Source organism: Marisediminicola antarctica (assembly GCF_009930795.1).
GTDB classification, from domain to species: Bacteria; Actinomycetota; Actinomycetes; order Actinomycetales; family Microbacteriaceae; genus Marisediminicola; species Marisediminicola antarctica.
Genome location: NZ_CP017146.1, coordinates 359778 through 384339, shown reverse-complemented (window position 1 = coordinate 384339; position 24562 = coordinate 359778). Strand labels below are relative to the sequence as shown.

Here is a 24562-nt window from a genome sequence, read left to right as displayed (position 1 = left end):
CGCCGCTGACGGCCTTCGCGCTGTGATAATCTCGCTGAGTCTGCGCGAGTGGCGAAATTGGCAGACGCGCACGGTTCAGGTCCGTGTGCCCGAGAGGGCATGGGGGTTCAAGTCCCCCCTCGCGCACCACGGGGTGAGTGCAGAAACTGCACAAACCCGAGCAAACCAAGAAAGCCCCCGAGAGATTGGGGGCTTTTTCTTTGCCCCTCAGCGAAGGATGCCTCGCTGCCGCCCCTACACTCACCTTCATGTGCAGTTTCCCTCTTCTCGCGGCCAACGGTCGGTCAGCAGGATGAGGGCCGTCGTCTACGACCGGTACGGTCCGCCCGACGTGCTGAGGCTCGAGGAGACTGAGGTGGCCTCGCCGGGCGCGAACCAGGTGCTCGTGGAGGTCGCCGCGGTATCGGTCAATCTCTCGGACTGGGAGGTGCTGCGCGGGTCCCCGTTGTACTCCCGCATCGGGGGCCTACGCGCCCCGGCGCGCCGGGTCCTCGGCTCCGACATTGCCGGACGTATCGCCGCAGTCGGCGCCGCCGTGACCCGGTTCCGCGTCGGCGAGGAGGTGTATGGCGACAACTTGGACCTCAGGGCGGGTTCGCCGAGTACGCGGTGGTGCCAGAGGAGATGCTTGCGCACAAGCTTGTGGGGCTGACATTCGCCCAGGCCTCGACGCTGCCGCAGGCGGGCGCGATCGCGCTCCAGGGCATCGCTTCACGTACGCCGCGGTCAGCGCGTGCTGGTCAACGGAGCGGGCGGCGGCGCAGGCACGTTCGCGATCCAGCTCGCCGCGCGTGCCGGGGCGCACGTGACCGCCGTCGACAATGCGGGCAAACTGGACTATCTGAGCGAGCTCGGCGCCGACGCGGTAGTCGACTATCGGAGCTCGGACTTCACGCGGCTCGAGCCGTATGACCTCGTGCTGGATCTCGCCGCCCACCGGTCCGTATTCGCCTGCCGGCGCACCGGGCGCCGGCTGAGGGTACTCGCCGTCCGGCAGGGGCCAGCTCGCTTCGAGCCCGCTGCCGAGCTGTGTATCGCCGGCGACCTTCGCATCCACATCGACCGAACCTTCACGCTCGACGAGGTACCGCACGCGCTCGCCTACGTCGGGGAGGGTCGCGCACTCGGCAAGGTTGTCGTCACACCATAGGGGTGACCGGGTTTGTGGTTAGCGTTAACACACTGTCATCCGACTGGAACCATGTGTGCGGACCACCGCGCGCCCCGCACCGACAAGGACCTGCATGCCCGCTGCCTCCGATTCCCGCTCCGCGCGCCGAACGATCTCCTCCCTGGCACTCACGGCTGCCCTGGCAACCGTCGTCGTCGGCTGCGCGTCCGATGTGGAGAGCACCCCCGCACCCGTGGATACGACACCCGGTATCGGACATATCCACGGCCTCGGCGTCGATTCGCTCACCGGGGCGATCTACCTCGCCGCGCACGGCGGCGTGTACGAGGTACCGGCCTCAGACTCCGATGAGGCAATCGGTTGGAGGCAGCTTGAGGGCCCCATCGCCGGTCGCGCCCTCGACGCGATGGGCTTCACCATGCTCGACGGCCAGATGTTCGCCTCGGGGCACCCCGATCCTCGCGACCTCGACCTCGACACCTCGCCGGCGAACCTCGGTTTGATCACCAGCACCGACACCGCGCAGACCTGGCAGAACGTCTCGTTGAGTGGAGAGGTCGATTTTCACGACGTCGCCGTCGCTCCCGCGCCGGATGGCGAGTTGAACGTCTACGGCTACCGCGCCGCGGATGGCGTCGTCATGGCGAGCGGCGACTCCGGCGCGACCTGGAGTCTCGGAGCGACCCTGATCGCCCGGGATCTGACGGTGGATGCGGATTCGGCGGACACCGTATACGCGACGACCGAGGACGGCCTCATGGTCAGCGACGATCGCGGTGCCACGTTCGCTTTCCTCGAGGGCGCGCCGCCGGTCTATTTGATCCAGTCGGTTCACGGTGCCGACGCAGGGCTCGTCGGCATCGATCTGACGGGAAACGTCTGGGTGCAGGAGGCGGGCACGTGGCGGCAGAGCGGATCGACGTCGGGAGAGGTCGAGGCGATGACCTTCGCCGCCTCGCCGACACCGGTGCTCGTCGTCGCCGATGATCGGGGTCTCAGTGTCAGCAGCGACTTCGGAGCCACCTGGCGAATACTGGTCGACAAGTAGTACGCGGCACGCTCACTATCAGGGAGTAGTGTCATCGCTCGTGACCGAGTCAGTGGCAGGTAGCAAAGTCCCCGCGAGCATCGCTCTCGGCACGACCGACGGTACCCCGGGAAACCGGCTTACTCGATGGATGCTGGCGAATCGCGTTGCCCCTGCGGGCCCCGAGTCGATCGGCGGCAAGGGCGAGACCCACGCCTGGTGGAAGGTCACCGCGCTGACTGGCGTCGACTACTTCTCCACGCTTTCCTACCTGCCGGCCATCGCCGTGCTTGCTGCCGGAGCGCTCTCACCCATCGCGACACTCCTCATCGTCGTTCTGACGCTGGGCGGCATGCTGCCGATGTATCGCCGTGTTGCCAAGGAGAGCCCGCACGGCCAAGGATCGGTGGCGATGCTCGAGAAGCTGCTGCCGTTCTGGCGCGGCAAAATCTTCGTGCTCGTGCTGCTGGGATTCGTGGCGACGTCGTGGATCATCACCATCACGCTGTCGAGCGCCGACGCGACCGTCCACATCATCGAGAACCCGCGCGCCCCCCAGTTCCTCGAGGGGCAGGCCGTCACGGTGACGATCGTGCTGTTGCTCATCCTGGGCGGGGTGTTCCTGCTGGGATTCAACGAGGCCGTGAACGTGGCGATCCCCCTGGTCGTCGTGTTCCTCGTCCTTAACGCCGTCGTGGTGGCCGTCGCGGTCAGCGCAATCATCGCCGACCCGGCGACGTTCGACGACTGGCTGAACAGGGTCGCCGCGAGCGGGAGCGCGAGTGACGTCGCGCGGACCGCCGTGATCGCATTCCCACTGCTCGTGCTCGGCCTCTCCGGCTTTGAGACGGGAGTCAGCATGATGCCGCTCGTCAAGTCGGAGGGCTTCACGGAGTACCAGGTGCTCGCGTCGAGGGTGCGCAACACGCGAAAGCTGCTCACCACGGCGGCGCTCATCATGAGCGTCTACCTGATCGCGACAACGCTCGTCACGACCGTTCTCATCCCCGCCGAGGAGTTCGACGAGGGCGGTGAGGCTAACGGCCGCGCGCTGGCCTACCTCGCTCACGAGTATCTCGGCGAGACATTCGGCACGGTGTACGACATCAGCAGCGTGCTCATCCTCTGGTTCGCCGGCGCATCCGCGATGGCCGGGCTCATCAACATCGTGCCCCGGTACCTCCCCTCTTACGGGATGGCTCCGGAGTGGAGCAAGGCGGTCCGCCCGGTCGTGCTCGTCTACACCGGCTTGAGCGTGGTCATCACGATGGCCTTCGGGGCAGATGTAAATGCCCAGGCGGGCGCCTATGCAACCGGCGTGCTCGCGATGATGGTGTCCGGGTCGGTCGCCGTGACGATCTCAGCCATTCGCAAGAGGCAGCGCGCGCGTCGGATCGGCTTCGGCCTCCTGAGCCTCGTGCTTGCCTATGCCCTGATCGACAACATCATCGAGAAGCCGGATGGGATTGCGATCTCCGGGTTCTTCATCGGCGGGATTGTCGCGGTATCGGTCATATCCCGCGTCTACCGCGCCACGGAGCTCCGAGTCGACACGGTCACGTTCGATGCCGGCGCTCGCCGGATTATCGCTGAGGTGCTGGCGAAGGATGGTGAGCTAAACATCATCGCCAATCGCCGGAACAAGGCGGACCAGGCCGAATACGTCGAGAAAGACACCGCGCAGAGGTCGATGAACCCGGTGCCCGCCGGTGCGACGACCGTATTTCTCGAGGTCGACGTCGTTGACCCGTCGTCGTTCAGCCAGACACTCAACGTGCGGGGCCACACCAACTACGGCTACAACATCCTCCGCGTGCAAAGCTCGGCGGTGCCGAACGCGATCGCCGCGATCCTTCTCGCGGTGAGAGACGCGACCGGAATTCGGCCCCAGTGCCATTTCGAGTGGGCGGAGGGGCATCCGATCGCCTCCATGTTCCGCTACATGCTGTTGGGGCGCGGCGATACCGCACCGCTCGTGCGGGAGATCCTTCGAGAGGCCGAGAAGGATCCTTCCCGGCGCCCCGGAATCCACGTCGGCGGCTGAATCAGCGGCGTGGGCCGGGTGAATTCAGCCCCTCCAGTTAGCGGGATCTTCCCCGAGGGGGCCAGCGCGCCAATGTGCTGGGGCAGCGTAAGGCAAGGATAAGGAAAGCCGACCAGCTAGGTGCTGGGGTTCGCTGGATGCTCGGAGGGGAGGGCGTGCCTGGCTCCGTCTCGCAGCAGCTGGAGGTTCTTGGCCTCCCAGGCGCGCAGTTCCTGGCGCTCGCCGTCGATCGCGCGGCCCTCCGGGCAGCTCGCGACGGCCGTGCCGCAGGAGCACAGCCCGGGGTTGTCCGCATCGTGGTGGAGCGCGTCGATACGCCAGATCGCGGCCATCAGGCGGTCGAGTCGGCGATAGAGCAGCTCGGTGCGGCGTTCGGACCGCGTGAGAACCTCGCTGCCGAGCGCGTCGCGGATGCCAGCGGGGGCGTTCTCGAAATCGTCGGCGATCGCCTCCGTCAGCTGGGCGACCTCGGTGCGCAGCTCGGAGATCGTCGCCTCGGTCCGGGCGGAGGTGGCCCGCGCCTCCGAGACCGCGCGCGCGTGGGCATCCTGCAGCTCGGCGTGGAGGTCGAGCCACAGCTCGAGGTGGTCCCGGTCGCGCCGCTCCGACTTGTCCGAGCCGAGGTGCTTGGCGCAGAACGTGCAGACGACCTGGTCGGTTGGCGAGGCGAACCGGAAGGGCTGCATCGACCGGCAGCACAGGCACTGTGCTTCGAGATCGACGTGCAGGGGGTGCGAGTGGGTCACGTTGGCTCCGGGTGGCGCGTGTTGGGTCGTCGGTTGCAGCCTATCCAGCCGGGCCGTGCGCGGCTGGCACACTGGGCAGGTGACTTCTCCCTCCACCTCCGGCATGCTCGGTGCTGCGTTCGACGCTGTTCTGTTCGACGCTGTTCTGTTCGACATGGACGGCACCCTCATCGACTCGACTCCGGCGGTGGAGCGCTCCTGGCTCCAGTGGGCCGGTGAGTACGGGGTCGAGCAGTCGTTCAGGGACGGCGGACACGGACAGCCGGCGCGTGATCTTGTTGCCTCGCTCGTGAGTGAGCAGCAGTTCTCTGAGGCGTACGCCCGCATCCAGCAGATCGAAACCGGCGACATCGACGGGATCACGGTGTTGCCGGGAGTCGAGGCCACACTCGTCGCGATTGACGCCCACCGCAAGGCGATCGTGACCTCGTGCACGCGGGCGCTCGCCGAGGCGAGGATCGGAGCGGCGGGAATCGTAGCGCCCGACCTCGTCATCACGGTCGACGACGTCGAGTTCGGCAAGCCTCACCCGCATCCGTTCCTCGCGGGAGCCGCGGGACTGGGATTCGACCCCGCCCGCTGCCTCGTGATCGAGGATGCCCCGGCCGGGCTCGCCTCCGGGCGCGCGGCGGGGTGCGTGACAATCGGCGTCGCCGGCACGCACTCGCGGGCCGACCTCGACGCCGACCTCGTCGTCGACAGCCTCACGGAACTCGTGTTCACGAGCACCGGCGCCGGCGTCACCGTGACCCGCGCGGACTGAGAAGGGCCTCCCCGGCCCGCGCGCCCCGACGGTCGTCGGCCCGCCCCGACGCTCGACGGCCCCGACGGTCGACGGCCCCCGACCGCCCCCGACGGTCGACGGCCAGCGGAACGGGCCTCGATTCGGATGCCGCATTGCCTGCCCGATGTTCGCCGATGCCCGCCGATGCCCGCCGATGCCCGCCGATGCCCGCCGATGCCCGCCGATGCCCGCCGATGCCCGCCGATCGTCGCGGTCTCTGCTGGTTGAGCAGGTCGCGCAGGTCGCGCGGCGACCGTCTCGCAACCCGTCTGCGTCAGCGTGGGTCGGGCGGGTCCCGCTGGTCGCGCGTGTTGTGGCGGGAGGAAAAGACGGCAGGGGTGGATGCTGTGGTCGGGCCGCGCGCGTCCAGCCGCGGCCTCCGCTGGTGATGTGTTGCGATGGGTTGGGGTCGCGTAGTTGTTTCGGCTGGTTGAGCCGGTCGGGTACCTGTTTCTGTTGGTTGAGCGGGTCGCGTAGCGACTGTGGCGAAACCTGGCCGTGCCCGGCCTGTAGTCATCGCAGTGCTGGTGTCATTGCGCTGCTTGGTGTCATGGCGCTGCCTGGTGTCATGGCGCTGCCTGGTGTCATGGCAGTGCTGGTGTGGGGAGTTTTCCGCCGCGTTTGGGTGTGCGGGTGGGGTCGATGTGTGTGGGTGGGGTGAACCAGGGGGTGTTGTCGGTGATTTGTACGGTCCATCCTTTGTGGATGATGTGGTGGTGTCCGGTGCATAACAGGATGCCGTTGTTGAGGTTTGTTGTGCCTCCGTGGGACCACCAGTGGATGTGGTGGGCTTCGGTGTAGGAGGGTGGTCTGCCGCAGCCGGTGATGGCGCAGCCGCCGTCGCGTTCGGCGAATGCGATTCGTTGGGCGCGGGTGAATAGTCGTCTCCCGGTGCCGAGGTCGAGGATTTGGCTGTTCCCGCCGAGGACTGCGGGGATCAGTTCCGCGTCCGCGGCAAGCCTGCGGGCGGCACCAGCCGTGATGGGGTCCTCGACCCCGTCGAGGTGTGCTGCGCCGAGGCCGGAGTGGAGTTGTTCCAGGGTCATCCGGATGATCAGGGTGGTGTGTGGGAGGGGTCCGGGTGCGGTGGTGCAGCCCATCATGTGCCGGGCGACATCGATCAGGGCGTCGGCGGCGATCCTGGGGATCGTCCGCGGGTCGGGGAGCTCGACATGGTGGTCACCGCACGCGTCCCGGTCGAGATCCTCATCGCCCATGCCGTGGCCGTGGCCGCCGGCGGTCCCCGCAGGTCCTGTCGGGTCGGTGTCGAAGCGGACGGCGCGGAGGGCGTCGCCGACCATCGCGTCGATCATGGTGCGCACATATCCGGCGCCGAGGGGGTCGAGGTCGATCGTGCAGCGCTCCAAACCGTTGCCCTGTTTGCTCCAGCGCAGCGACCGGGCCGCGATCAGTGCCTCCTCCCGTGGTGCGATCCCATCGGTATCGAGCGCGTCGCGCCAGGAGATCGACAGCTTCCGCACCGTGTCCGCCGGATGAGACGCGGCGAAGGTGACCAGTTCCTCCTCCGCCGCGACCAGGTGTACCGGCAGGGCGCGGGGGGCGGCCTGGGTGAGGGAGGTGATGATCGACTGGGCCGCATCCACCTGCACCACCGCGCTGTTCACCGCATCGGCGACCAGCGGGAACGGGGCGGGGAGGCGCTCGCCGAGCAGGGACACCGGTGCGGTGGTCGCCTCGCCCAGCCGGACTGTTCTGCCGGCCTCGGCCAGAGTCACCCGACCCAGTTCGGTGATCAGGGATGCGGGAGAGGTATGCCCGGAAGATTTCGCCAGGCCGCCCTGCCCGAGCGAGGGGCGCGAGCGCACACTCAGCTCCCCCGCCGCACGCACCAGCAGGGCATCGACGTGTCGTTTGAGGTCGTAGCCGGACTGGATCGCCCGCACCAGCCCCGCATCGGACATCGTCTCCACATCCAGCTGGGACGGAGCGACCGTGATCGCGCCGAACGATGCTCCGGCGGTTGCACCGACCGAGACGGCTGCAGCCGCTGCGCCGGATCCTGCACCGGGCGCATCGGGCGGCCGGGCATCGGGGTGTTCGCCGACCCGGGCGCCGAACCCGGTGAGCGCACCAGCCCACACCGACGCGAACGCACTAGCGCTGTCAATGAGGGGATCGGTTGCTTTGGACATACCCACATGGTGACAGGCACCACCGACATTCCAACCGACAGCAAACCACACCCTGATCTGGGATATTGCCTGTGGACAACCCTCCTGGAGTACGGCCTGTGGAGGAGAAGACGCAGGCACCCAGGTGGGGGCGCCACGCGCGCCAGAGCGCGCTCGTCAACCTCCAGAGACAGCACCGGTCGAGCCGGACGCCCAGCCACCGAATCGACGCCGTCCGGCTCGGTACGGCCCAAGGCCCGCGACGTCGCGACGGCGCCAGTCCCACCGTCTACCCTTGCCCCATGACCAGCGCGCCGATCGACCCGGCCGACACCAGCTCGCCGTCCGGCAGCGCACCGGCGCGAGCCCCGGCATCCGCTCCGGACCGCGCCCGGGGCGCTGTCGCCCGCGCCCCGGGCCCTGTCGCCCGCGCCCTCGCGGTCCTTGCCGCGTTCGAGTCAACGCCGGGTCCGCTGAGCGTCGGCCGCATCGTTGAGGAGACCGGTCTCCCCGTGAGCACCACGTATCGCCTCGTACACGAGCTGCAGGAGTGGGGTGTGCTCGACCGCACCGCCGACGGCAGCTACCAGGTCGGCATGCGCATCTGGGAACTCGGCCAGCAGGCGGGGCGACGCTTGCGGGACCGCGCGCATCCGTTCATGCAGGACCTATTCGACACCACCCATGAGAACGTGCATCTCGCTGTGAGGGAAGGCACCGAGGCGCTCTATGTCGACAAGCTCTACGGCAGCCGCCGGGTGCCCCTCGCGTCGCGCATCGGAAGCCGCCTCCCCCTGCACCCCACGGCGGTCGGCCGCATCCTGCTTGCGAACCAGCCGAGCTGGTTCCGCGAGGCCTACCTCGAACGCGAGCTCGAGCATCCGACGCCGAAGACCCAGACCGGGGCCGCGACGCTCGCGAAGGAGCTTGCCCTCGTGCGTGAGCAGGGGCACGCAGTCACGATCGACGAGATGCGCCTTGGCGCGTGCTCGATCGCCGTTCCGATCTCGCACGGGGGCCAGGTCGTCGCCGCGGTCGGCATCGTGCTCGAGTCGCACCGCGCCAGCGAGGTGCCGTGGCTCCTGAACCAGCTCAAGGCGACCGGCTACCAGATCGAGCGCGCGCTCGACCGCCGCATCACGATCCGCTGAGAAAGCGCCGCGCGAGCGAAAGACGTTCTCACTGAGCGAGAATTCGGATAGGTGCGCGTCGGTCCGCTCACGCACCATTGAGGCATCACGTTCAAGGAGGAGCGACGGATGTCCCACACACCAGTTTCCACGCCGACCGAGTCGCCCACGGGCGCAGCGAAGTGTCCTGTCGACCACCACGGCTTCGAGCCCTTCGATCTCCAGGATCCTTTCCCCGCCTACAAGGAGCTCCGCGCCGAGGAGCCGGTCATGTTCGATGAGCGCATCGGCTACTGGGTCGTCACGCGCTACGACGACGTGAAGGCAGTCTTCGCCGGCTGGGAGACCTTCTCATCGGAGAACGCCCAGGCGCCCATCCGTCCGACCGGCCCGCCCGCGAAGGCCGTTCTCGACGAAGGCGGATTCACCGCCTACTCCGGCCTCTCCGCACGTGTTCCCCCGGAGCACACTCGCATCCGCAAGGTCGCCACGAAGGCCTTCACCCCGCGCCGATACCGCGTCCTCGAGCCCATGATCCGCGACAACGTGAACCTCGCGATCGACGCGATGACGACGAAGATGGATGCCGGCACCCCGGCCGACCTCGTCGCCGACCTCGCCTGGGATCTCCCCACGATCACCATCCTCACCCTGCTCGGTGTGCCGACCGAGAAGATCGCGCAGGTCAAGGAATGGGCCATGAGCCGCGCCGCGATGACCTGGGGCGACCTGACTGACGAGCAGCAGGTGCCGCACGCGCACAACCTCGTCAAGTACTGGGCCTTCTGTCAGTCGCTCGTCACCGCGGCCCACGAGAGCGCCGGCGATGACCTCGTCGGAGACCTGGTGCGCCTGCAGGCGGAGGGCGCGGAGATCAGCGATCACGAGATCGCGTCGTTCTGTTACAGCCTGCTCTTCGCCGGCCACGAGACCACCACGACACTCATCTCGAACACCCTGCGGCTGCTGCTCGAGCATCCGCAGCAGTGGGCGAAGCTCGCCGGCAGCCCCGACGCGATTCCCGCCGCGATCGATGAGGTGCTCCGCTTCAGTCCGAGCATCGTCGCCTGGCGTCGAAAGGCCCTGAGCGACACGGTCGTCGGGGGTGTGGCCATCCCGGCAGGGTCCCAGCTGCTGCTCGTGATGGGCTCGGCCAACCGCGACGCCGACGTGTTCACCGACCCGGAGCTCTTCGACATCTCGAGGCCGGATGCCCGCAACCACCTGTCGTTCGGCTTCGGCATCCACTACTGCATCGGCAACCTGCTCGCCAAGCTGCAGACCCGCGTTGCGCTCGAGGAGATTACGCGCCGCCTGCCGGGGCTCCGCCTCGTTCCCGGTCAGGACATCGAGTTCGGCCACAACCTGTCGTTCCGCACACCGGCGGCCGTGCTCGTAGACCTGGAGAACTGAGCCATGAGCAACTACACCTTCGCATTCGACTCCACCGTCGAGCCGCTGCACGACCGCCTCGGCGGCAAGTGCGCGAGTCTCGCCAAGATGACTTCGGCCGGCTCACCCGTGCCCCCCGGATTCGCGGTCACGACCGAGGCCTTCGACGCCGTGATGGGTGCGGGGCTCCGCGCCCACATCCTCGAGGCGCTCGCCGGCCTCGACATGCACGACACCGCCGACGTCACGCGGCGCGCGACCGCGATCCGCGCTCTCATCATGGAGCAGCCGGTTCCGGATGCGGTGCGCGACGCCACTATCGAGGCGTACGAAAGGCTGATGGCGCTGTGCGGCGGCGACGTTCCGGTCGCGGTGCGGTCGAGCGCGACCGCGGAGGACCTTCCCGACGCGAGTTTCGCGGGCCAGCAAGACACCTATCTCTGGGTCACGGGCCTCGCCGACGTGCTGCTGAAGATCCGCGAGTGCTGGGCGAGCCTCTACACTGATCGCGCTATCTCATACCGCGCCGCGAACAACATCACCGACGACGGGCTCTCGATGGCCGTCGGCGTGCAGAAAATGGTCAACGCGCGAACCGCCGGCGTCGCGATGACGATCGACCCCAGCAACGGCGACCGGTCAAAGATCGTCATCGACTCGAGCTGGGGCCTTGGCGAACTCGTCGTCTCGGGCGAGGTGACTCCCGACAACTTCCTCATCGACAAGGTCATGCTGAGCGTCGTGCGCCGCACGGTGTCCGACAAGGCGGAGGAGCTCGTGCCCGACCCTGATAGACCGGGCCTCATCCGCCGCGGGGTGGACGCCGAGCGCCGCACCCAGCCGAGCCTGAGCGACGACGAGCTCGCGAGCGTCGCGCTGCTCGCCAAGACAGCCGAGCGCTATTACGGATGCCCGCAGGACATCGAGTGGGCGCTCGACGCCGACCTGCCCGCTGGCTCCAACATCCTGCTGCTGCAGTCGCGGCCGGAGACGGTCTGGAGCCAGCGCGCGTCGAGCGTCTCGACTCTGACCCCCGGCTTCGGAATCGGCAGCATCGCCCGGTCCCTCCTCGGCCAGGTCGGCGCCCGCTGACCCTCCCGTACCTCCCCGCTCAACCCCCGTCCCCAGAAAGGCACCTAGCAATGACGCTTACCGCTCCTCGAACCAGCTTCCCGAGCCCCTATGACCTCGCGTCACCCGAGGCGGCCGAGGGCTGGAAGGCGCTCTACCCCTACAACCTTGTCTTTCAGGAGAACCTCAGGGAGGTCGAGAACGAAAAATTCTGGTTCTGCGACAGCCAGCACTGGCCCAACGTGTTCAAGCCCTTCGAGACGATCGGGGTCGAGTTCGCGGTCAAGTGCCTCGGCCAGTACAACCCCCGCCACTACCTGATCCCGCCGGCCAACGGCATCGAATTCCGCATCCACAACGGCTACTGCTACATGAGCCCGGTAGCGGTGCCCCCGGAGGAGATCCCGGCCCGCGTCGAGCCCTTCATGGAGCGCGCCGGGCACTATTTTGCCAATTGGGACTCCCTGCTCGAGCAGTGGCACGGCAAGGTGCTCGGCACCATCCAGGATCTCGAGTCGATCTCGTTCCCCGCACTGCCCGACGTCGTGCCCCTCAGCGACGTGACGAGTGGCCGAGGCCTCGACCCCACCTTCGACCTGCTCGGCAATTTCGACCGCCTCATCCAGGACTGCTACCGCAACTGGCAGTACCACTTCGAGTTTCTCAACCTCGGCTACGTCGCGTACCTCGACTTCTTCGGCTTCTGCAAGGAGGTCTTCCCCGGCATCCCCGACCTCGCGGTCGCGAAGATGGTGCAGGGCGTCGACTCCGTGCTCTTCCGCCCGGATGACGAGCTCAAGAAGCTCGCCGTGCTCGCCGTCGACCTCGGGCTGACCGGGTCATTCGCTCCCGGATCGGATGCTGCCAGCGTGCTCGCGGCCGTGGCGAAGTCGCCACGGGGCGACGAGTGGATCGCCGCGTGGGAGGCCGCGCAGGACCCGTGGTTCAACTTCACCTCCGGCAACGGGTTCTACGCGAGCGACGAATACTGGAGGGACAATCTCGACCTGCCCATGGGTTACATCTGCGACTACACGGTGCGCGCGGCCACGGGAGAGGACCTGCACCGCCCGATCGGCAAGCTCGTCGCCGAGCGGGACCGCATCACCGGCGAGTACTCCGAGCTGCTCCCGCCGGAGGCGCGGGAGAGCTTCGAAGGCAAGCTCGGGCTGGCCCGCCAGGTTTACCCCTACGTCGAGGACCACAACTTCTACATCGAGCACTGGACGATGGGCGTCTTCTGGCGCAAGGCCCGCGAGCTCTCGCGCATGATGCACGACGCCGGATTCTGGAACCAGCCGAACGACATGTTCTACCTGACCCGCGAAGAGGTGCGCCAGGCGCTGTTCGACCTCAGCACGGGCTGGGGTGTCGGCGCGAAGGCCATCGGCCCGAGCTACTGGCCGCAGGAGATCGAGCGTCGCCGCGCGATCGTCGAGGCGCTCGAGAGCGAGCGGCCGCAGCCGGTGCTCAACACGCCACCCGCCATCATCACCGAGCCCTTCACGGTCATGCTCTACGGCATCACGACCGAGCAGGTCGCGCGCTGGCTCGGCACGGGTGACGACGACGGGGACGGGCTTCGCGGAATGGCGGCGTCCCCCGGCACCGTCGAGGGCCTCGCCCGCGTCATCACCGGAGCCGACCAGCTCGCCGACATCAAGCAGGGCGAGATCCTCGTTGCTCCCGTGACCGCTCCGAGCTGGGGCCCGATCTTCGGCAAAATCAGCGCGGTCGTCACGGACATCGGCGGCATGATGTCGCACGCGGCGATCGTCTGCCGTGAGTACGGCCTTCCGGCCGTCACCGGAACGGGATCGGCATCCACTCGCATCACCACGGGTATGCGGTTGCGGGTTGACGGGTCCAACGGCACCGTCACGATCCTCGACGGCGAATAGTCCCGAACCGAACAGAAGGCTCCTCATGTCGTCATCAACAGTCACCGGTCAGCTCGGGAGGGACGTCTCACCACTCATCCCGGAGTGGTCCGCCGTTCCGGGGCTCGTGGCGCCGGGCGGGCGGGACGCGGCCATCTGGTTGCGCGCGCTGCCCTATCTCGGCGTGCGCGACAACGATGCCCACACGCTCTACGCGTGGGGCCTCGCGAGCGCACTGCTGAGCCAGCTGCCCACGGCGCGGGAGGAGGTCGTACTGCCGGCGATCCTGCTGCACGACACGGGCTGGTCAACGGTGTCGGAGGGTGACGCGCTCGAGGCGATCGCCCCCGGCGGGCGGCGCAAGGACCTCGTGCGCCACCACGAGATCGAGGGCGCGAGGATTGCGACCGCGATTCTCGACGAGCTGGGCATCCCTGTCGGTGATCGCGACGAGATTGTTGCGATCATCGACGGACACGACAGCCGGCTCGAGGCCCTCTCCCTCAATGACGCGATCGTGAAGGATGCCGACAAGCTATGGCGCCTGACGCCTCACGGCATCGACACTGTGTGCCGCTGGTTCGGCGTCACCCGCCGGGAGGCGCTGCGGCTGTGCTCTGTGCGGGTGCAGGACGAGCTGTTCACGGAGCCGGGGCGGGCGATGGGTCGAGCGCTCGCCGCGGTCGCCTCGGTGAGCGTGGGCGACGAGCTCACCGCGCTCCGCGCCGACTCCGAGGCGGATCAGTCATGAGCGGTTTCGTGGGGCGCACCGTCGTCATCACCGGTGCGGCGCGCGGCCTTGGCCGCGCGTTCGCGCTGGCATTCGCCGCGGAGGGCGCCAATGTGGTGGCCGCCGACATCGACCTCGCTGGGGCTGTGGAGACCGCCAGGCTGATCGGGGAAGCGGATGGAATCGCCCTCGGGGCGCACGTCGATGTGACCTCCCCCGAGTCGACCGGCGCGGTCATCACGGCCACCGTCGATGCATTCGGTCCGATCGACGTGCTCGTCAACAACGCGGCGATCTACTCGTCGTTGACCCGCACCCCGTTCACCGAGATTGACCCCGCCGAGTGGGACCGGGTGATGGCGGTCAACGTCAAGGGCACCTGGCTCATGACAGTAGCCGCGACCCCGGTGCTCAGCGCGGAGGGGGCGCGGATCATCAACATCTCGTCGGCGACCGTGCTCTCGGGCTCACCCCTCTGGATGCACTACGTCGCTTCGAAAGCCGCCGTGATCGGCATGACGCGGGTGCTCGCCCGCGAGCTCGGCGAGCGGGGCACCACCGTCAACACGATCGCCCCCGGCTTCACGCTCACCGAGGCGAGCCTGGCCCTCATGGACGACGCCAGCACCTATGGGGTCGACCGCGGCGCGATCAAACGCGCCTGCCTGCCCGACGACATTGTCGGAACCGCACTGTTTCTCGCGAGCGAGTCTGCCGGGTACATCACCGGACAGACGCTCGTCGTCGATGGAGGAAAGCAATTCCTATGAACACTCACGCCACAGAATCCGCCACCGCCGGCTCGACCCTGGTCGCCGCCCCCACTATTCGCTACTACGCCCCCGGCGGCGTGCTCTTCGAGATCGAGGGCCGCATCGGCGACTCGGTCATGGAGACCGGCGTCAAGAACGGGGTGCCGGGGATCGTCGCCGAATGCGGCGGCGCGTGCTCCTGCGCGACCTGCCACGTCTACGTCGACGAGGCGTCGCTCGAGCTAGTCGGCGCACCGGATGACCTCGAAGACGACATGCTCGAGGGCACCGCATCCGAGCGGCTGCCGAACAGCCGCCTCTCCTGCCAGTTGCGCATCCAGGCCGACTTCAACGGGTTCACCGTGCACGTCGCCCCCGAGCAGATCTGAGGAGTGCGACCATGACTGATCAACGACGGCCGTCGCCAGGAACCCTTATCGTCGGAGCGAGCCAGTCGGGCGTCCAGGTGGCCGTGACGATGCGCGAGCTTGGCTACTCTGACCCGATCACGATCGTCGGGGCCGAGAACCAGCTGCCCTACCAGTTGCCGCCGCTCTCGAAGGCCTTCCTCTCCGGCACCGCTGACGAGGAGTCGCTCGAACTGCGCACCGCCGCGTTCTATGCCGACAAGGGAATACGTCTCGTGCTCGGGGAACAGGTGGGTGAGATCCGCTTCGACGGGACGGCCGGTGAGGCTGTGACGGATGCCGGGAGGGTGCTCTCCTTCGACCTGCTCGCGCTTACTGTCGGGGCCGCTGCACGCCGACTTGCCCTGCCCGGAGTGGAGCTGAGTGGGGTCGGCTACCTGCGCAACATGGCCGACGCCCGGCGCCTGCAGGCCGACCTCGCGACGGCCGAATCGGTCGCCGTGATCGGCGGCGGATTCATCGGCCTCGAGGCCGCCGCGGCCGCGAGGTCGTTCGGCAAGAACGTCACCGTGCTCGAGACGGCCGACCGCCTGATCGCGCGGGCCGTCGCCCCCGAGGTGAGCGAGTTCTACCGTGCCGCGCACGAGCGCCGCGGTACCACCGTGCGCCTGGGCATGAGCGTCACCGGACTGGTGGGGAGTAACGGCCGGGTCACCGGTGTCGCGCTCGAGGACGGCGAAGTCGTCGCCGCCGAAGTCGTGCTCATCGGCATCGGTGTCGTGCCGCGACTGGAGATCGCGGAGCAGCTCGGGCTCGAGTGCCAGGGCGGAATCGTCGTGGACGAGTTCGCGCGTACGAGCCTTCCCGGCGTCGTCGCCGCCGGCGACTGCGCTGTGATGCCGAATCCGCTCACGGGTGAGGGCCGGGTTCGGCTCGAATCGATGCAGAACGCGGTCGACCAGGCGAAGGTCGCCGCGGCGACCCTCGTAGGGCAGCCGGCCAAGTATCACGCGGTGCCGTGGTTCTGGTCGGACCAGGGCAACCTCAAGCTGCAGATCGCGGGGCTCTCGACGGGGTACGACCAAATCGTGCTGCGCGGCGACCAGCAGGCCGAGAAGTTCTCGGTGCTCTACTACCGCGCCGGTCACCTGCTCGCCATCGACTCCGTCAATGGTGTCCCCGACTACATGACCGTCAGGCGCGCGCTCGCCCAGGGTGGGCAGATTCCCGCCGGGCTCGCCGCCGACAGCTCGGTCCCGCTCAAATCCATCGTCGTTAGCGCGGCACCAGCAGCAGGAGTTCTCGCGTGACAATTCAGAGCCAGCATCCGCTCGACCTCGGCGGATCCGTCGCGACCGGCCAGTCGCCCCGCGTCGAGCGGGATTGCCTCGACGAGGTATGGCGGGCGGCGGCGCCGTTCCTGCGCACCCGCCAGAACGACACCCACACACCGCTGTCGTTCTTCTTTGCCGAACTGCTGCTCGACGAGCATCCGCAGGCTGACGATCTCGTGGTGCGGCTCGCGATCCTCCTGCATGACTCCGGCTGGTCGGCGATCGACGAGGATCGCATCTTCAGCGAGGGCTTCGTAGCCGATTGGCGCACGTCCGACGTGCGCTACCTGCACGAGGTCGAGGGGTGCCGCATCGCCCGGGACCTGCTTCCCCCGCTCGGCTATCCCGAGGGGGTCGTTGACGCCGTCACGCGCATCATCGACGGTCATGACACGCGGCCCGTTGCGCACTGCCTCGAAGACGAGCTCGTGCGCGACGCCGACCGGCTGTGGCGCTTCACCCCCGCCGGCATCGCGCTCGCCTCCGGCTGGTTCGACAAGACCCCGGCCGAATACTACGAGCAGCTCACCGAGCGGACCTACTCCGAGCTCATCACCGACGCGGCCAGGCGCATGGCGACGGCCGAGCTCGCGCGGTCCCGCGAGCTGCTCAAGCTCGACATTCTCTGACCCAGGCGAGGAGCCGCACCGTGAGCACAACCGAACAGAACACGCTGAGCGCCTACTTCGACGACGTCTTCGTCGACGGCGGGTGGCGCCCGGCCGCCGGGCCCGGCCGCATCGAGATCGTCAACCCGGCGACGGAGAAGGTATGGGGCTCGGTTCCGGATGCCTCGGAGGCCGATGTCGATGCAGCCGTCCGCGCCGCCTCGGCGGCCTTCGCGAGACCGGGCTGGTCGAGGCTCGCCGCCGAGGAGCGCGCCGTCGTGCTGCGCCGCTTCGCCGACGAGCTCGAGGTCAGGGGGGCGGCGATGGCCGCGCACATAACCGCCGAGAACGGCACCCCGATCTCGGAGTCCCGCTCGGCCGCCGCCCACTCCGCGGGCATCCTGCGCTACTTCGCCGGACTCGCCGGGTGGCTGGATGCCGAGGACCGCCGGCCGTTCCCCGGCGGCGACAACTACACGCTCGTGCGCCGCCAGCCCATCGGTGTGTGCGCGCTCATTGCGCCGTGGAACTTCCCCTTGACGCTCGTCATGGTCAAGCTGGCCCCGGCGCTGCTCGCCGGCTGCACCGTCGTGATCAAGCCGGCATCCGAGACGCCCGTCGACCTGCGCGTGCTCATCGAGGCCGCGATCGCCGCGGGCATCCCGGCCGGAGTGATCAACCTCGTCACGGGCAGCCGCGTCGCTGGCGGCCACCTCGTCACGCACCCGCTCGTCGACAAGGTCGCGTTCACGGGCTCGACCGCGGCCGGCCGTATCATCGCGGCGCAGTGCGGCAGCCTGCTGCGCCCCGTCACGCTGGAACTCGGCGGCAAATCGGCCGCGATAGTGCTGCCCGACGCGGACCTCGACAACTTCTCCTCGCTCGTGCTGCGCACCTGCCTGCGCAACACGGGACAGACCTGCTACAACTCCACGCGCATCCTGGCGCCGGTCGCGCTCTACGACGAGACCGTCGAGCGGGTGGTCCGCGAAGTGCGGCAGGCCCAGCAGGGCGACCCCCTCGACCCCCTCACCGTGTTCGGCCCGGTCGTCTCGGCGCGCCAGCGCGAGAGCATCGAGGGGTACATCGGGATCGGCCGGGCGGAGGGCGCGCGCATCGCGACCGGGGGCACCCCGAGCGAGTTCGACCGCGGCTACTACGTGACGCCAACGGTGTTCCGCGACGTGACGAGCTCGATGCGCGTCGCCCAGGAGGAAATCTTCGGCCCCGTGCTCGTGGTGCTGCCCTACTCCGACGAGGCCGACGCGGTGCGCATCGCGAACGACTCGAGTTTCGGCCTCGGCGGCGCAATCTTCGGTACCGACGAGGAGCACGCGACGTCGCTCGCCGCGCGGATCGACTCGGGAAGCATCGGCATCAACTTCTACGGCTCGAACCTCGCCGCACCGTTCGGCGGGCGCAAAGACAGCGGGCTCGGCACCGAGTACGGGCCGGAGGGCGTCTCGGCCTACCTCGCGCTCAAGTCGGTGCATCGGCTGGGTCGGGACTGACCGGGTCGGGACTGACCGGGCCGGGACCGACCGGGCCGGGACCGACCGGGCCGGGACCGACCGGGCCGGGCCGGGCAGACGCCACATCATTCGCATGGTCCGCCCCGCCACGGCCGCCGACAGGGGTTGACACCCCGTGCGGCGGCGAGAAATTCTGAATCGTCCACGGGATAAATTGGCGCCACACGAGAAGAGCTCCTCATGAAATTCGTCTACGCCGCGATGCTCGTGATCGGTGTGCTGTTCGCGACCATCGGATTGGCGCTCAGCTCCCTCGGCCTCACTGCAGGATGGGTGGCGCTGCAGCAGCAGGAGGGCAGCTACCTCTCCACGGCGACGGAGCAGTACGCATCCGACGGGCACGCCATCACCTCCGAGAACTTCAGGATTTTCGTGGATGGCAGCGTCGACAATGCCGTGCTGCCGGCGGGCGTGCTCGGCTTCGCGCTGCAGGGCACCGCCGGATCCGAGAGCGAGGTGTTCCTCGGCATCGGGCCCGCCGACGAGGTCGCCGACTACCTCGAGGGTGTCGAACACACCGTCGTCAGATCCGTGGGCACCACGTTCCAGCCCCGCTACCGCGAAATCCTGGGAACCGGCACGCCCGCGCCACCGGGTGAGCAGGAGTTCTGGACCGAGTCGGTCGAGGGCGTCGGGTTTCAGGAGCTCGAGTGGGAACTTGCCTCGGGCGACTGGGCAATCGTCGTCATGAACGCGGATGCCTCGGCTCCCGTCGATGTCGGGTTGCGCGCGGGCGTGCGGTCGAGCGTGATCGGGCCCGCCGCGGTCGCTCTTCTGCTCGTCGGGTTGCCGCTGCTCGTGCTCGGGATCCCGCTGATAGTGCTGGGAGCCTCCGGGCTCGGTGGTGGGACACCCGTCGGTGCGCCTCATGATGACCGCCGGGGCGTCTACCCCGCGCGGTTGCGCGGCGAGCTCGACCCGCAGCTCTCGCGCTGGTTGTGGCTGGTGAAGTGGCTGCTCGCGATCCCGCACTATCTCGTGCTCATCGTGCTCTGGTTCGCGTTTCTCGTGACGACCATCGTCGCCGGATTCGCGATCCTCTTCACCGGTCGGTACCCGCGAGGCCTGTTCAACTTCAATGTCGGCGTGCTGCGCTGGAGTTGGCGCGTGGGCTTCTACTCCTACTCGGCGCTCGGCACCGACCGGTATCCGCCGTTCTCACTCAGCAGCACCGAGTACCCCGCCGACTTCGACGTCGAGTACCCGGAGAAACTCTCCAATGGCCTCGTGCTCGTCAAGTGGTGGCTGCTTGCGCTCCCGCACCTGCTCATCCTGGGCGCGCTCACGGGCAGTGCGGGCCAGGTCTGGGAGTGGGATGACCAGACACCGGGGTTCGAAGCCCGAGGCGGCATTTCGCTCATCGGCATTCTCGTGCTGATCGCGGCGGTCATCCTGCTGTTCACCGGCCGCTACCGGCGGGGCCTGTTCGACTTCATCCTCGGCATCAACCGCTGGGTGTTCCGGGTGATCGCCTACGTCGCGCTCATGCGCGACGAGTACCCGCCGTTCCGGCTCGACCAGGGACCGGACGAGTTGTTCGAGGTGGTCGGCCTGACGGCTCCCGACGAGCCCAGGAGCCCGATCGAGCCTGCCGCGCCGCCCCGCCCCGCCGCCCCGCCGCCCCGCCGGCCGCAGCAGGGCAGCATGCCGGCAGACTGACGCCGCGGGTCAGCTCGCGAGCGCCGGGTAGTCGGTGTAGCCGCGCTCGTCCGTGCCGTAGAACGTCGACGCATCGGGCTCGTTCACCTCACGGCGCTCGCTCCAGCGGCGCACGAGGTCGGGATTGGCGATGATCATGCGGCCGACCGCGATCACGTCGGCCGAGTCGTCGGCGATGAGCTGCTCCGCGTCATCGCGCGTGGTCACAACGCCGAAGCCGCTGTTGGCCATCAGCGGGCCGCCGAAGCGCGCGCGCAGGTGCTGCACGAGCTCGCCTGCCGGCTCCGCGTGCAGCACGCTCAGGTAGGCGAGTCCGAGCGGGGCGATACCGTCGACGAGCGCCTCATAGGTGGCGCGAGTCTCATCGGCATCCGTCTCGGCGACGTCCTGGATGTTGTGGGACGGCGAGATGCGCACGCCGACGCGGTCGGCCCCGATCTCGTCGGCGACGGCGGTGATGACCTCGATGCCGAAGCGGGCGCGGTTCGCGGGCGACCCGCCGTAGGAGTCATCGCGCACGTTGGAGACCGGCGAGAGGAACTCGTGCAGCAGGTAGCCGTTCGCGGAGTGCACCTCGACGCCGTCGAATCCGGCGCTGATGGCGTTGCGGGCGGCGAGCACGTGCTCGGCGACAAGCCCGCTGATCTCGGCCTCGGACGGCGCGTGCGGAACGGGGTAGGGAAGCTTGCCGTCGGGGGTTCGAACATCGCCGGCGATCGCGACGGCGCTCGGCGCGATGGGCTGGTTGCCGCCGTTGATCGAGGGGTGCGTGACACGGCCGCCGTGCATGAGCTGCATCACGATGAGCCCGCCCTTCCCGTGGACGGCATCGGCGACGCGGCGCCAGCCCTCGATCTGCCCGGGGCTGACGATTCCGGGCTGGCCGGGGTAGGACTGGCTCTCGGCACTCGTGTAGGTGCCCTCGGAGACGATCAGGCCGGTGGTCGCGCGCTGGGAATAATACTCCACGACGAGATCGTTCGGCACCCCGGTCTCTCCGGAGCGAACGCGCGTGAGCGGCGCCATCACGACCCGGTTGCTGAGAGAGAGGGAGCCGAGGGTGGTCGGGGAGAAGAGCGGCACGGTGCTTCTTTCGTTGGGAGCTGTCGTCATCCTCCAAGAGAGGATCCGGCGCACGCAGGGCACGCCACCCTCGGGCCAACGAGGCGCTCCAACGAGGTATTCCGCCACTCGGGCGAATGTCAGGTTCGCAGGGTCAGGAAATGTGGGAGCGGCGTGCGCTCGACGCGAGGACTGCGACGACGAAGACGAGCGCGAGAGCCGCGCCGATGACGAAGGCGATCAGGGCGAAAGAAGTCATTGTCGATGTCTCACTGGGATGCGTGGAGGAGGGCTGTCGGCCCTGGTTCTGGGCCCCGACTCGGGTGGTGACTTCGAACCTAGGCCGCACCGCTGCACCGGCGAAAGGCGACAGGCCGCGCTTCACCCCGAACTGGGGGAAGCATTTGTACCCCGCTCGGCAGAGGTGTCGTCTGTGTGGGGGACCCCACTTCGTTGGGCGAGCACACCCTGCCGTGTTACCGTCTGCAATGGCCCGAATCGCGGCGGTCGCGCCCGCCCTCCCCGCTTTCGTGTACTCCCAATCCGAGATCACCGAAATGATCGGTTCACTGGTCACCCAGGACCCCTCGAAGCGCGCCGTTCTGGCGCGGCTGCACGGCTCGAGCAGCGTCGACACCCGGCACCTCGTGATGCCGATCGAGAAGTACCTCGACCCGCAGACCTTCTCCGAGACGAACGGTATGTTCATCGAGGTCGCCGCGGACCTTGCCGAGGAGTCCCTGCGCGCCGCGCTCGACGCATCCGGCCTCGAACCCGCCGACATCGACTACCTCATGTTTACCTCCGTCACCGGAATCTCCGCCCCCTCGATCGACGGCCTGCTCGTCGCGAGGCTCGGCCTGCGCCCCGACGTCAAGCGGGTGCCGATGTACGGGCTCGGCTGCGTGGCGGGAGCGGCGGGGATCGCGCGGGGCAATGACTACCCCGCGGGCCACCCCGAGGGCGTCGCGGCGCTCATCGCCGTCGAGCTCTGCTCGCTCACCTTTCAGCGCGACGACGACTCGATGGCCAACCTCGTCGCCACCGGGCTGTTCGGCGATGGCGCCGGGGCCGTCATCATGGTCGGCGACGAGCGGGCGAAGCGTATGCCGGTGACCGGGCCCGACGTCGTCGACACCCGCAGCCAGCTCTACCCCGACACCGAGGACGTGATCGGCTTCAACGCGAGCGAGACCGGCTTCCGTATCGTGCTCACGGCCAGGGTGGGCGAGATCGTCGAGCGGCACTTCGGCGACGACGTCGATGCGTTCCTCGAGTCGAACGGATGTTCCATCGCCTCGATCGACCGCTGGGTCGCTCATCCGGGTGGCCCGCGGGTGCTCGAGGCCTTCGCGCACAGCCTCGAGCTCGACGACGGCGAACTCGACATCAGCTGGGCGTCGCTCGCCCGCGTCGGCAACCTGTCCTCTGTGTCGGTACTGCACATCCTGGCCGACTCGCTCGCCTCGGGCCACGAGGCTGGCGACCGCACCCTGCTGTTCGCCCTCGGCCCCGGAATCTCCGGCGAGCTCGTGCTGCTGCGGTGGCCGTCGTGATCGGCTACCTCGCCCTGATCCTCGCCACGGGGGTCGAGCGCCTCGTCGAGCTCGTCATCTCGAAGCGGAATGCACGCTGGGCCTTCGAGCGTGGCGGCATCGAGTACGGCCAGGGCCACTTCCCCGCGATGGTGGCCCTGCACACGGGACTCCTGGTCGCCTGCGTCGCGGAGGTCTACTTCTTCGACCGGCCGTTCATCCCGTGGCTCGGCTGGCCGATGCTGGCAGTCGTCGCGCTCTGCCAGGCTGGGCGCTACTGGATCATCTCCTCCCTCGGCCACCAGTGGAACACCCGGGTGATCGTCGTCCCCGGGCTCGGCCGGGTCGAGCGCGGCCCGTACCGTTTCTCGTGGATGAGGCACCCGAACTACATTGTCGTTGCGATCGAGGGGATCGCGCTGCCGCTCGTGCACACCGCCTGGGTCACCGCGATCGTGTTCACCGCGCTCAACGCCGTGCTGCTGCTCGCGTTCCGCATCCCGACCGAGAACCGAGCGCTCGCCGCCCTCGACGCGCGCGGCGCTCCCGCGTCATGATGGCGGCGCCTCAGGTCGATGTGCTTATCGTGGGCGGCGGACCGGTCGGCCTTGCGGCGGCGATCGAGGCACGCCTGATCGGGCTCAGCGCCACGATCATCGAGCCGCGGGGCGGCCCGGACTCCGCCGACGGCGGATCGGGCTCCGCCGACGGCGGATCGGGCTCGATCGACAAGGCATGTGGCGAGGGAATCATGCCCGGTGCAGTCCCGGCGCTCGCCCGCCTCGGGGTCGCGCCGCACGGGCATCCGCTTCGGGGGGTCAGCTACCAGTCCGCCGGGCGCCGCGTCGACCACCGGTTTCGCTCCGGCAGCGGCCTGGGAGTGCGGCGCACCGAGTTGAGCCGGGCGCTGGCCGGGCGCGCTGAGGAACTCGGGGTCGGCCGGGTGGCCGACCGCGTCGACACGATCGAGCAGGACGGCGCCAGCGTCACCGCCGCGGGAGTCACCGGCCGCTACCTGCTCGGCGCGGACGGGCTTCATTCGACCGTGCGGCGCCTCTGCGGTCTCGAGATCGCGGTGCCGCAGCAGGGGCGGCGCTTCGGGCTGCGCCGACACTACGCAATCGCGCCGTGGAGCGACCTCATCGAGGTGCACTGGACTCCGCTCGCCGAGGCCTATGTGACCCCTGTCTCGCATGACCTCGTCGGAATCGCCCTGCTCGGCCCGGCCCGCACCGACTTCGACGAGGCCATCGCATCCGTCCCCACGCTCGCATCGCGCCTGGCCGGTGTCGCACCGGCGAGCACACTTCGCGGCGCCGGGCCGTTCGACCAGCGCGCGACGCGGCGGTCATTCGGGCGCGTGATGCTCGTCGGCGACGCATCCGGCTACGTCGACGCGATCACCGGCGAGGGCATCAGGGTGGGCCTCGCGCAGGCGCGCGCGGCGATCGAGTGCATCGCGGCCGGGCGGCCCGGCTACTACGAGCGGGAGTGGATGCTGCGCACGCGCGACTTCCGCGTGCTCACGGCCGGCCTGGTCGCCGTGGCCACGTCCCCCCTCCGAGGAGCGATCGTGCCGGCCGCCGTGGCGCTGCCGCGGCTTTTCGGGGGCGTCGTCGAGCGTCTCGCGCGCTGAGAGCAGCC

Annotated in this window: 22 protein-coding genes and 1 tRNA gene; 20 read left to right on the top strand and 3 right to left on the bottom strand. The window is 68.6% G+C overall.

Translation table 11 applies throughout. The features are described from left to right. The first annotated feature begins 42 nt into the window (after positions 1–42). The 5 genes from BHD05_RS01810 (at position 43) to BHD05_RS01795 (ending at position 4203) form a co-directional block, all read left to right on the top strand. A tRNA-Leu gene (locus BHD05_RS01810) sits at positions 43–129 on the top strand. A gap of 163 nt (positions 130–292) precedes the next feature. Further along, positions 293–652 carry an alcohol dehydrogenase catalytic domain-containing protein gene (locus tag BHD05_RS15620; RefSeq protein WP_202614267.1) on the top strand — a complete coding sequence of 120 codons (360 nt, stop codon included), beginning with the start codon at positions 293–295 and terminating at the stop codon, positions 650–652. Positions 653–733: 81 nt separating this feature from the next. Next, a complete protein-coding gene (locus BHD05_RS15615) occupies positions 734–1150 on the top strand; it encodes a zinc-binding dehydrogenase (protein WP_202614266.1) in 417 nt (138 codons plus the stop codon). Between the two features lie 94 nt (positions 1151–1244). Continuing rightward, positions 1245–2180, top strand: a complete 936-nt coding sequence (locus BHD05_RS01800; RefSeq protein WP_161884904.1) for a WD40/YVTN/BNR-like repeat-containing protein — start codon at positions 1245–1247, stop codon at positions 2178–2180. 130 nt (positions 2181–2310) lie between these two features. Next, entirely contained in the window at positions 2311–4203 is a 1893-nt protein-coding gene (locus BHD05_RS01795) for an APC family permease (RefSeq protein WP_161887299.1), read from the top strand. 116 nt (positions 4204–4319) lie between these two features. Here the strand turns inward: BHD05_RS01795 and BHD05_RS01790 are convergent, their stop codons facing one another. After that, on the bottom strand, positions 4320–4949 hold the full coding sequence (locus BHD05_RS01790) for a hypothetical protein (RefSeq protein WP_161884903.1): 630 nt from the start codon (positions 4947–4949) through the stop codon (positions 4320–4322). Between the two features lie 79 nt (positions 4950–5028). On the opposite strand from BHD05_RS01790, the gene BHD05_RS01785 reads away from it, so the two are divergent. Next, the gene (locus tag BHD05_RS01785; RefSeq protein ID WP_236966613.1) at positions 5029–5712 is read left to right on the top strand and encodes an HAD-IA family hydrolase; all 684 of its coding nucleotides are present in this window, start codon (positions 5029–5031) and stop codon (positions 5710–5712) included. A 605-nt stretch (positions 5713–6317) separates the two neighbouring features. On the opposite strand, the gene BHD05_RS01780 is transcribed toward BHD05_RS01785, so the two are convergent. Next, positions 6318–7886, bottom strand: coding sequence for an HNH endonuclease signature motif containing protein (locus BHD05_RS01780; RefSeq protein WP_161884902.1), 1569 nt, complete (start codon positions 7884–7886; stop codon positions 6318–6320). Between the two features lie 281 nt (positions 7887–8167). On the opposite strand from BHD05_RS01780, the gene BHD05_RS01775 reads away from it, so the two are divergent. The 11 genes from BHD05_RS01775 (at position 8168) to BHD05_RS01725 (ending at position 20321) form a co-directional block, all read left to right on the top strand. Next, positions 8168–9016 (top strand): IclR family transcriptional regulator, encoded by an 849-nt coding sequence (locus BHD05_RS01775; protein WP_161884901.1) that lies wholly within the window; start codon positions 8168–8170, stop codon positions 9014–9016. A 108-nt stretch (positions 9017–9124) separates the two neighbouring features. Beyond that, entirely contained in the window at positions 9125–10408 is a 1284-nt protein-coding gene (locus BHD05_RS01770) for a cytochrome P450 (protein ID WP_161884900.1), read from the top strand. Between the two features lie 3 nt (positions 10409–10411). Continuing rightward, positions 10412–11479, top strand: coding sequence for a PEP/pyruvate-binding domain-containing protein (locus BHD05_RS01765; RefSeq protein ID WP_161884899.1), 1068 nt, complete (start codon positions 10412–10414; stop codon positions 11477–11479). Between the two features lie 50 nt (positions 11480–11529). Beyond that, a complete protein-coding gene (locus BHD05_RS01760) occupies positions 11530–13359 on the top strand; it encodes a PEP-utilizing enzyme (protein ID WP_161884898.1) in 1830 nt (609 codons plus the stop codon). 25 nt (positions 13360–13384) lie between these two features. Then, on the top strand, positions 13385–14089 hold the full coding sequence (locus tag BHD05_RS01755; protein WP_161884897.1) for an HD domain-containing protein: 705 nt from the start codon (positions 13385–13387) through the stop codon (positions 14087–14089). After that, positions 14086–14838, top strand: a complete 753-nt coding sequence (locus BHD05_RS01750; RefSeq protein WP_161884896.1) for an SDR family NAD(P)-dependent oxidoreductase — start codon at positions 14086–14088, stop codon at positions 14836–14838. Before BHD05_RS01755 ends, BHD05_RS01750 begins: the two co-directional genes overlap by 4 nt. Continuing rightward, positions 14835–15209 (top strand): 2Fe-2S iron-sulfur cluster-binding protein, encoded by a 375-nt coding sequence (locus tag BHD05_RS01745; protein WP_161884895.1) that lies wholly within the window; start codon positions 14835–14837, stop codon positions 15207–15209. The genes BHD05_RS01750 and BHD05_RS01745 overlap by 4 nt, the downstream gene beginning before the upstream one ends. Positions 15210–15220: 11 nt before the next feature. Then, on the top strand, positions 15221–16498 hold the full coding sequence (locus BHD05_RS01740) for an NAD(P)/FAD-dependent oxidoreductase (protein WP_161884894.1): 1278 nt from the start codon (positions 15221–15223) through the stop codon (positions 16496–16498). After that, positions 16495–17151, top strand: coding sequence for an HD domain-containing protein (locus BHD05_RS01735; protein WP_161884893.1), 657 nt, complete (start codon positions 16495–16497; stop codon positions 17149–17151). The genes BHD05_RS01740 and BHD05_RS01735 overlap by 4 nt, the downstream gene beginning before the upstream one ends. 20 nt (positions 17152–17171) lie before the next feature. Continuing rightward, complete coding sequence (locus tag BHD05_RS01730) at positions 17172–18641, top strand: aldehyde dehydrogenase family protein (protein ID WP_236966612.1); 1470 nt, start codon at positions 17172–17174, stop codon at positions 18639–18641. A 201-nt stretch (positions 18642–18842) separates the two neighbouring features. After that, complete coding sequence (locus tag BHD05_RS01725) at positions 18843–20321, top strand: DUF4389 domain-containing protein (protein WP_236966611.1); 1479 nt, start codon at positions 18843–18845, stop codon at positions 20319–20321. Positions 20322–20330: 9 nt separating this feature from the next. Here the strand turns inward: BHD05_RS01725 and BHD05_RS01720 are convergent, their stop codons facing one another. Next, positions 20331–21434 carry an alkene reductase gene (locus BHD05_RS01720; RefSeq protein WP_202614264.1) on the bottom strand — a complete coding sequence of 368 codons (1104 nt, stop codon included), beginning with the start codon at positions 21432–21434 and terminating at the stop codon, positions 20331–20333. 437 nt (positions 21435–21871) lie between these two features. Here BHD05_RS01720 and BHD05_RS01715 point away from each other — a divergent pair, with 437 nt between their 5' ends. Genes BHD05_RS01715 through BHD05_RS01705 form a run of 3 tightly spaced genes read left to right on the top strand, consistent with a single transcriptional unit; the run spans position 21872 to position 24554 of the window. Next, on the top strand, positions 21872–22939 hold the full coding sequence (locus BHD05_RS01715) for a type III polyketide synthase (protein WP_161884892.1): 1068 nt from the start codon (positions 21872–21874) through the stop codon (positions 22937–22939). Next, on the top strand, positions 22936–23475 hold the full coding sequence (locus tag BHD05_RS01710; RefSeq protein ID WP_161887294.1) for an isoprenylcysteine carboxyl methyltransferase family protein: 540 nt from the start codon (positions 22936–22938) through the stop codon (positions 23473–23475). The genes BHD05_RS01715 and BHD05_RS01710 overlap by 4 nt, the downstream gene beginning before the upstream one ends. Beyond that, complete coding sequence (locus BHD05_RS01705) at positions 23472–24554, top strand: NAD(P)/FAD-dependent oxidoreductase (protein WP_236966610.1); 1083 nt, start codon at positions 23472–23474, stop codon at positions 24552–24554. The genes BHD05_RS01710 and BHD05_RS01705 overlap by 4 nt, the downstream gene beginning before the upstream one ends. Positions 24555–24562: the final 8 nt, after the last annotated feature.

What these genes read in the sequence shown, in the direction of transcription:
- BHD05_RS15620 (WP_202614267.1), top strand. Translation starts at nt 293, where the DNA reads ATGAGGGCCGTCGTCTACGACCGGTACGGTCCGCCCGACGTGCTGAGG.
- BHD05_RS01800 (WP_161884904.1), top strand. Translation starts at nt 1,245, where the DNA reads ATGCCCGCTGCCTCCGATTCCCGCTCCGCGCGCCGAACGATCTCCTCC.
- BHD05_RS01795 (WP_161887299.1), top strand. Translation starts at nt 2,311, where the DNA reads ATGCTGGCGAATCGCGTTGCCCCTGCGGGCCCCGAGTCGATCGGCGGC.
- BHD05_RS01780 (WP_161884902.1), bottom strand. Translation starts at nt 7,886, where the DNA reads ATGTCCAAAGCAACCGATCCCCTCATTGACAGCGCTAGTGCGTTCGCG.
- BHD05_RS01775 (WP_161884901.1), top strand. Translation starts at nt 8,168, where the DNA reads ATGACCAGCGCGCCGATCGACCCGGCCGACACCAGCTCGCCGTCCGGC.
- BHD05_RS01770 (WP_161884900.1), top strand. Translation starts at nt 9,125, where the DNA reads ATGTCCCACACACCAGTTTCCACGCCGACCGAGTCGCCCACGGGCGCA.
- BHD05_RS01765 (WP_161884899.1), top strand. Translation starts at nt 10,412, where the DNA reads ATGAGCAACTACACCTTCGCATTCGACTCCACCGTCGAGCCGCTGCAC.
- BHD05_RS01760 (WP_161884898.1), top strand. Translation starts at nt 11,530, where the DNA reads ATGACGCTTACCGCTCCTCGAACCAGCTTCCCGAGCCCCTATGACCTC.
- BHD05_RS01755 (WP_161884897.1), top strand. Translation starts at nt 13,385, where the DNA reads ATGTCGTCATCAACAGTCACCGGTCAGCTCGGGAGGGACGTCTCACCA.
- BHD05_RS01750 (WP_161884896.1), top strand. Translation starts at nt 14,086, where the DNA reads ATGAGCGGTTTCGTGGGGCGCACCGTCGTCATCACCGGTGCGGCGCGC.
- BHD05_RS01745 (WP_161884895.1), top strand. Translation starts at nt 14,835, where the DNA reads ATGAACACTCACGCCACAGAATCCGCCACCGCCGGCTCGACCCTGGTC.
- BHD05_RS01740 (WP_161884894.1), top strand. Translation starts at nt 15,221, where the DNA reads ATGACTGATCAACGACGGCCGTCGCCAGGAACCCTTATCGTCGGAGCG.
- BHD05_RS01725 (WP_236966611.1), top strand. Translation starts at nt 18,843, where the DNA reads ATGAAATTCGTCTACGCCGCGATGCTCGTGATCGGTGTGCTGTTCGCG.
- BHD05_RS01720 (WP_202614264.1), bottom strand. Translation starts at nt 21,434, where the DNA reads ATGACGACAGCTCCCAACGAAAGAAGCACCGTGCCGCTCTTCTCCCCG.
- BHD05_RS01715 (WP_161884892.1), top strand. Translation starts at nt 21,872, where the DNA reads ATGGCCCGAATCGCGGCGGTCGCGCCCGCCCTCCCCGCTTTCGTGTAC.
- BHD05_RS01705 (WP_236966610.1), top strand. Translation starts at nt 23,472, where the DNA reads ATGATGGCGGCGCCTCAGGTCGATGTGCTTATCGTGGGCGGCGGACCG.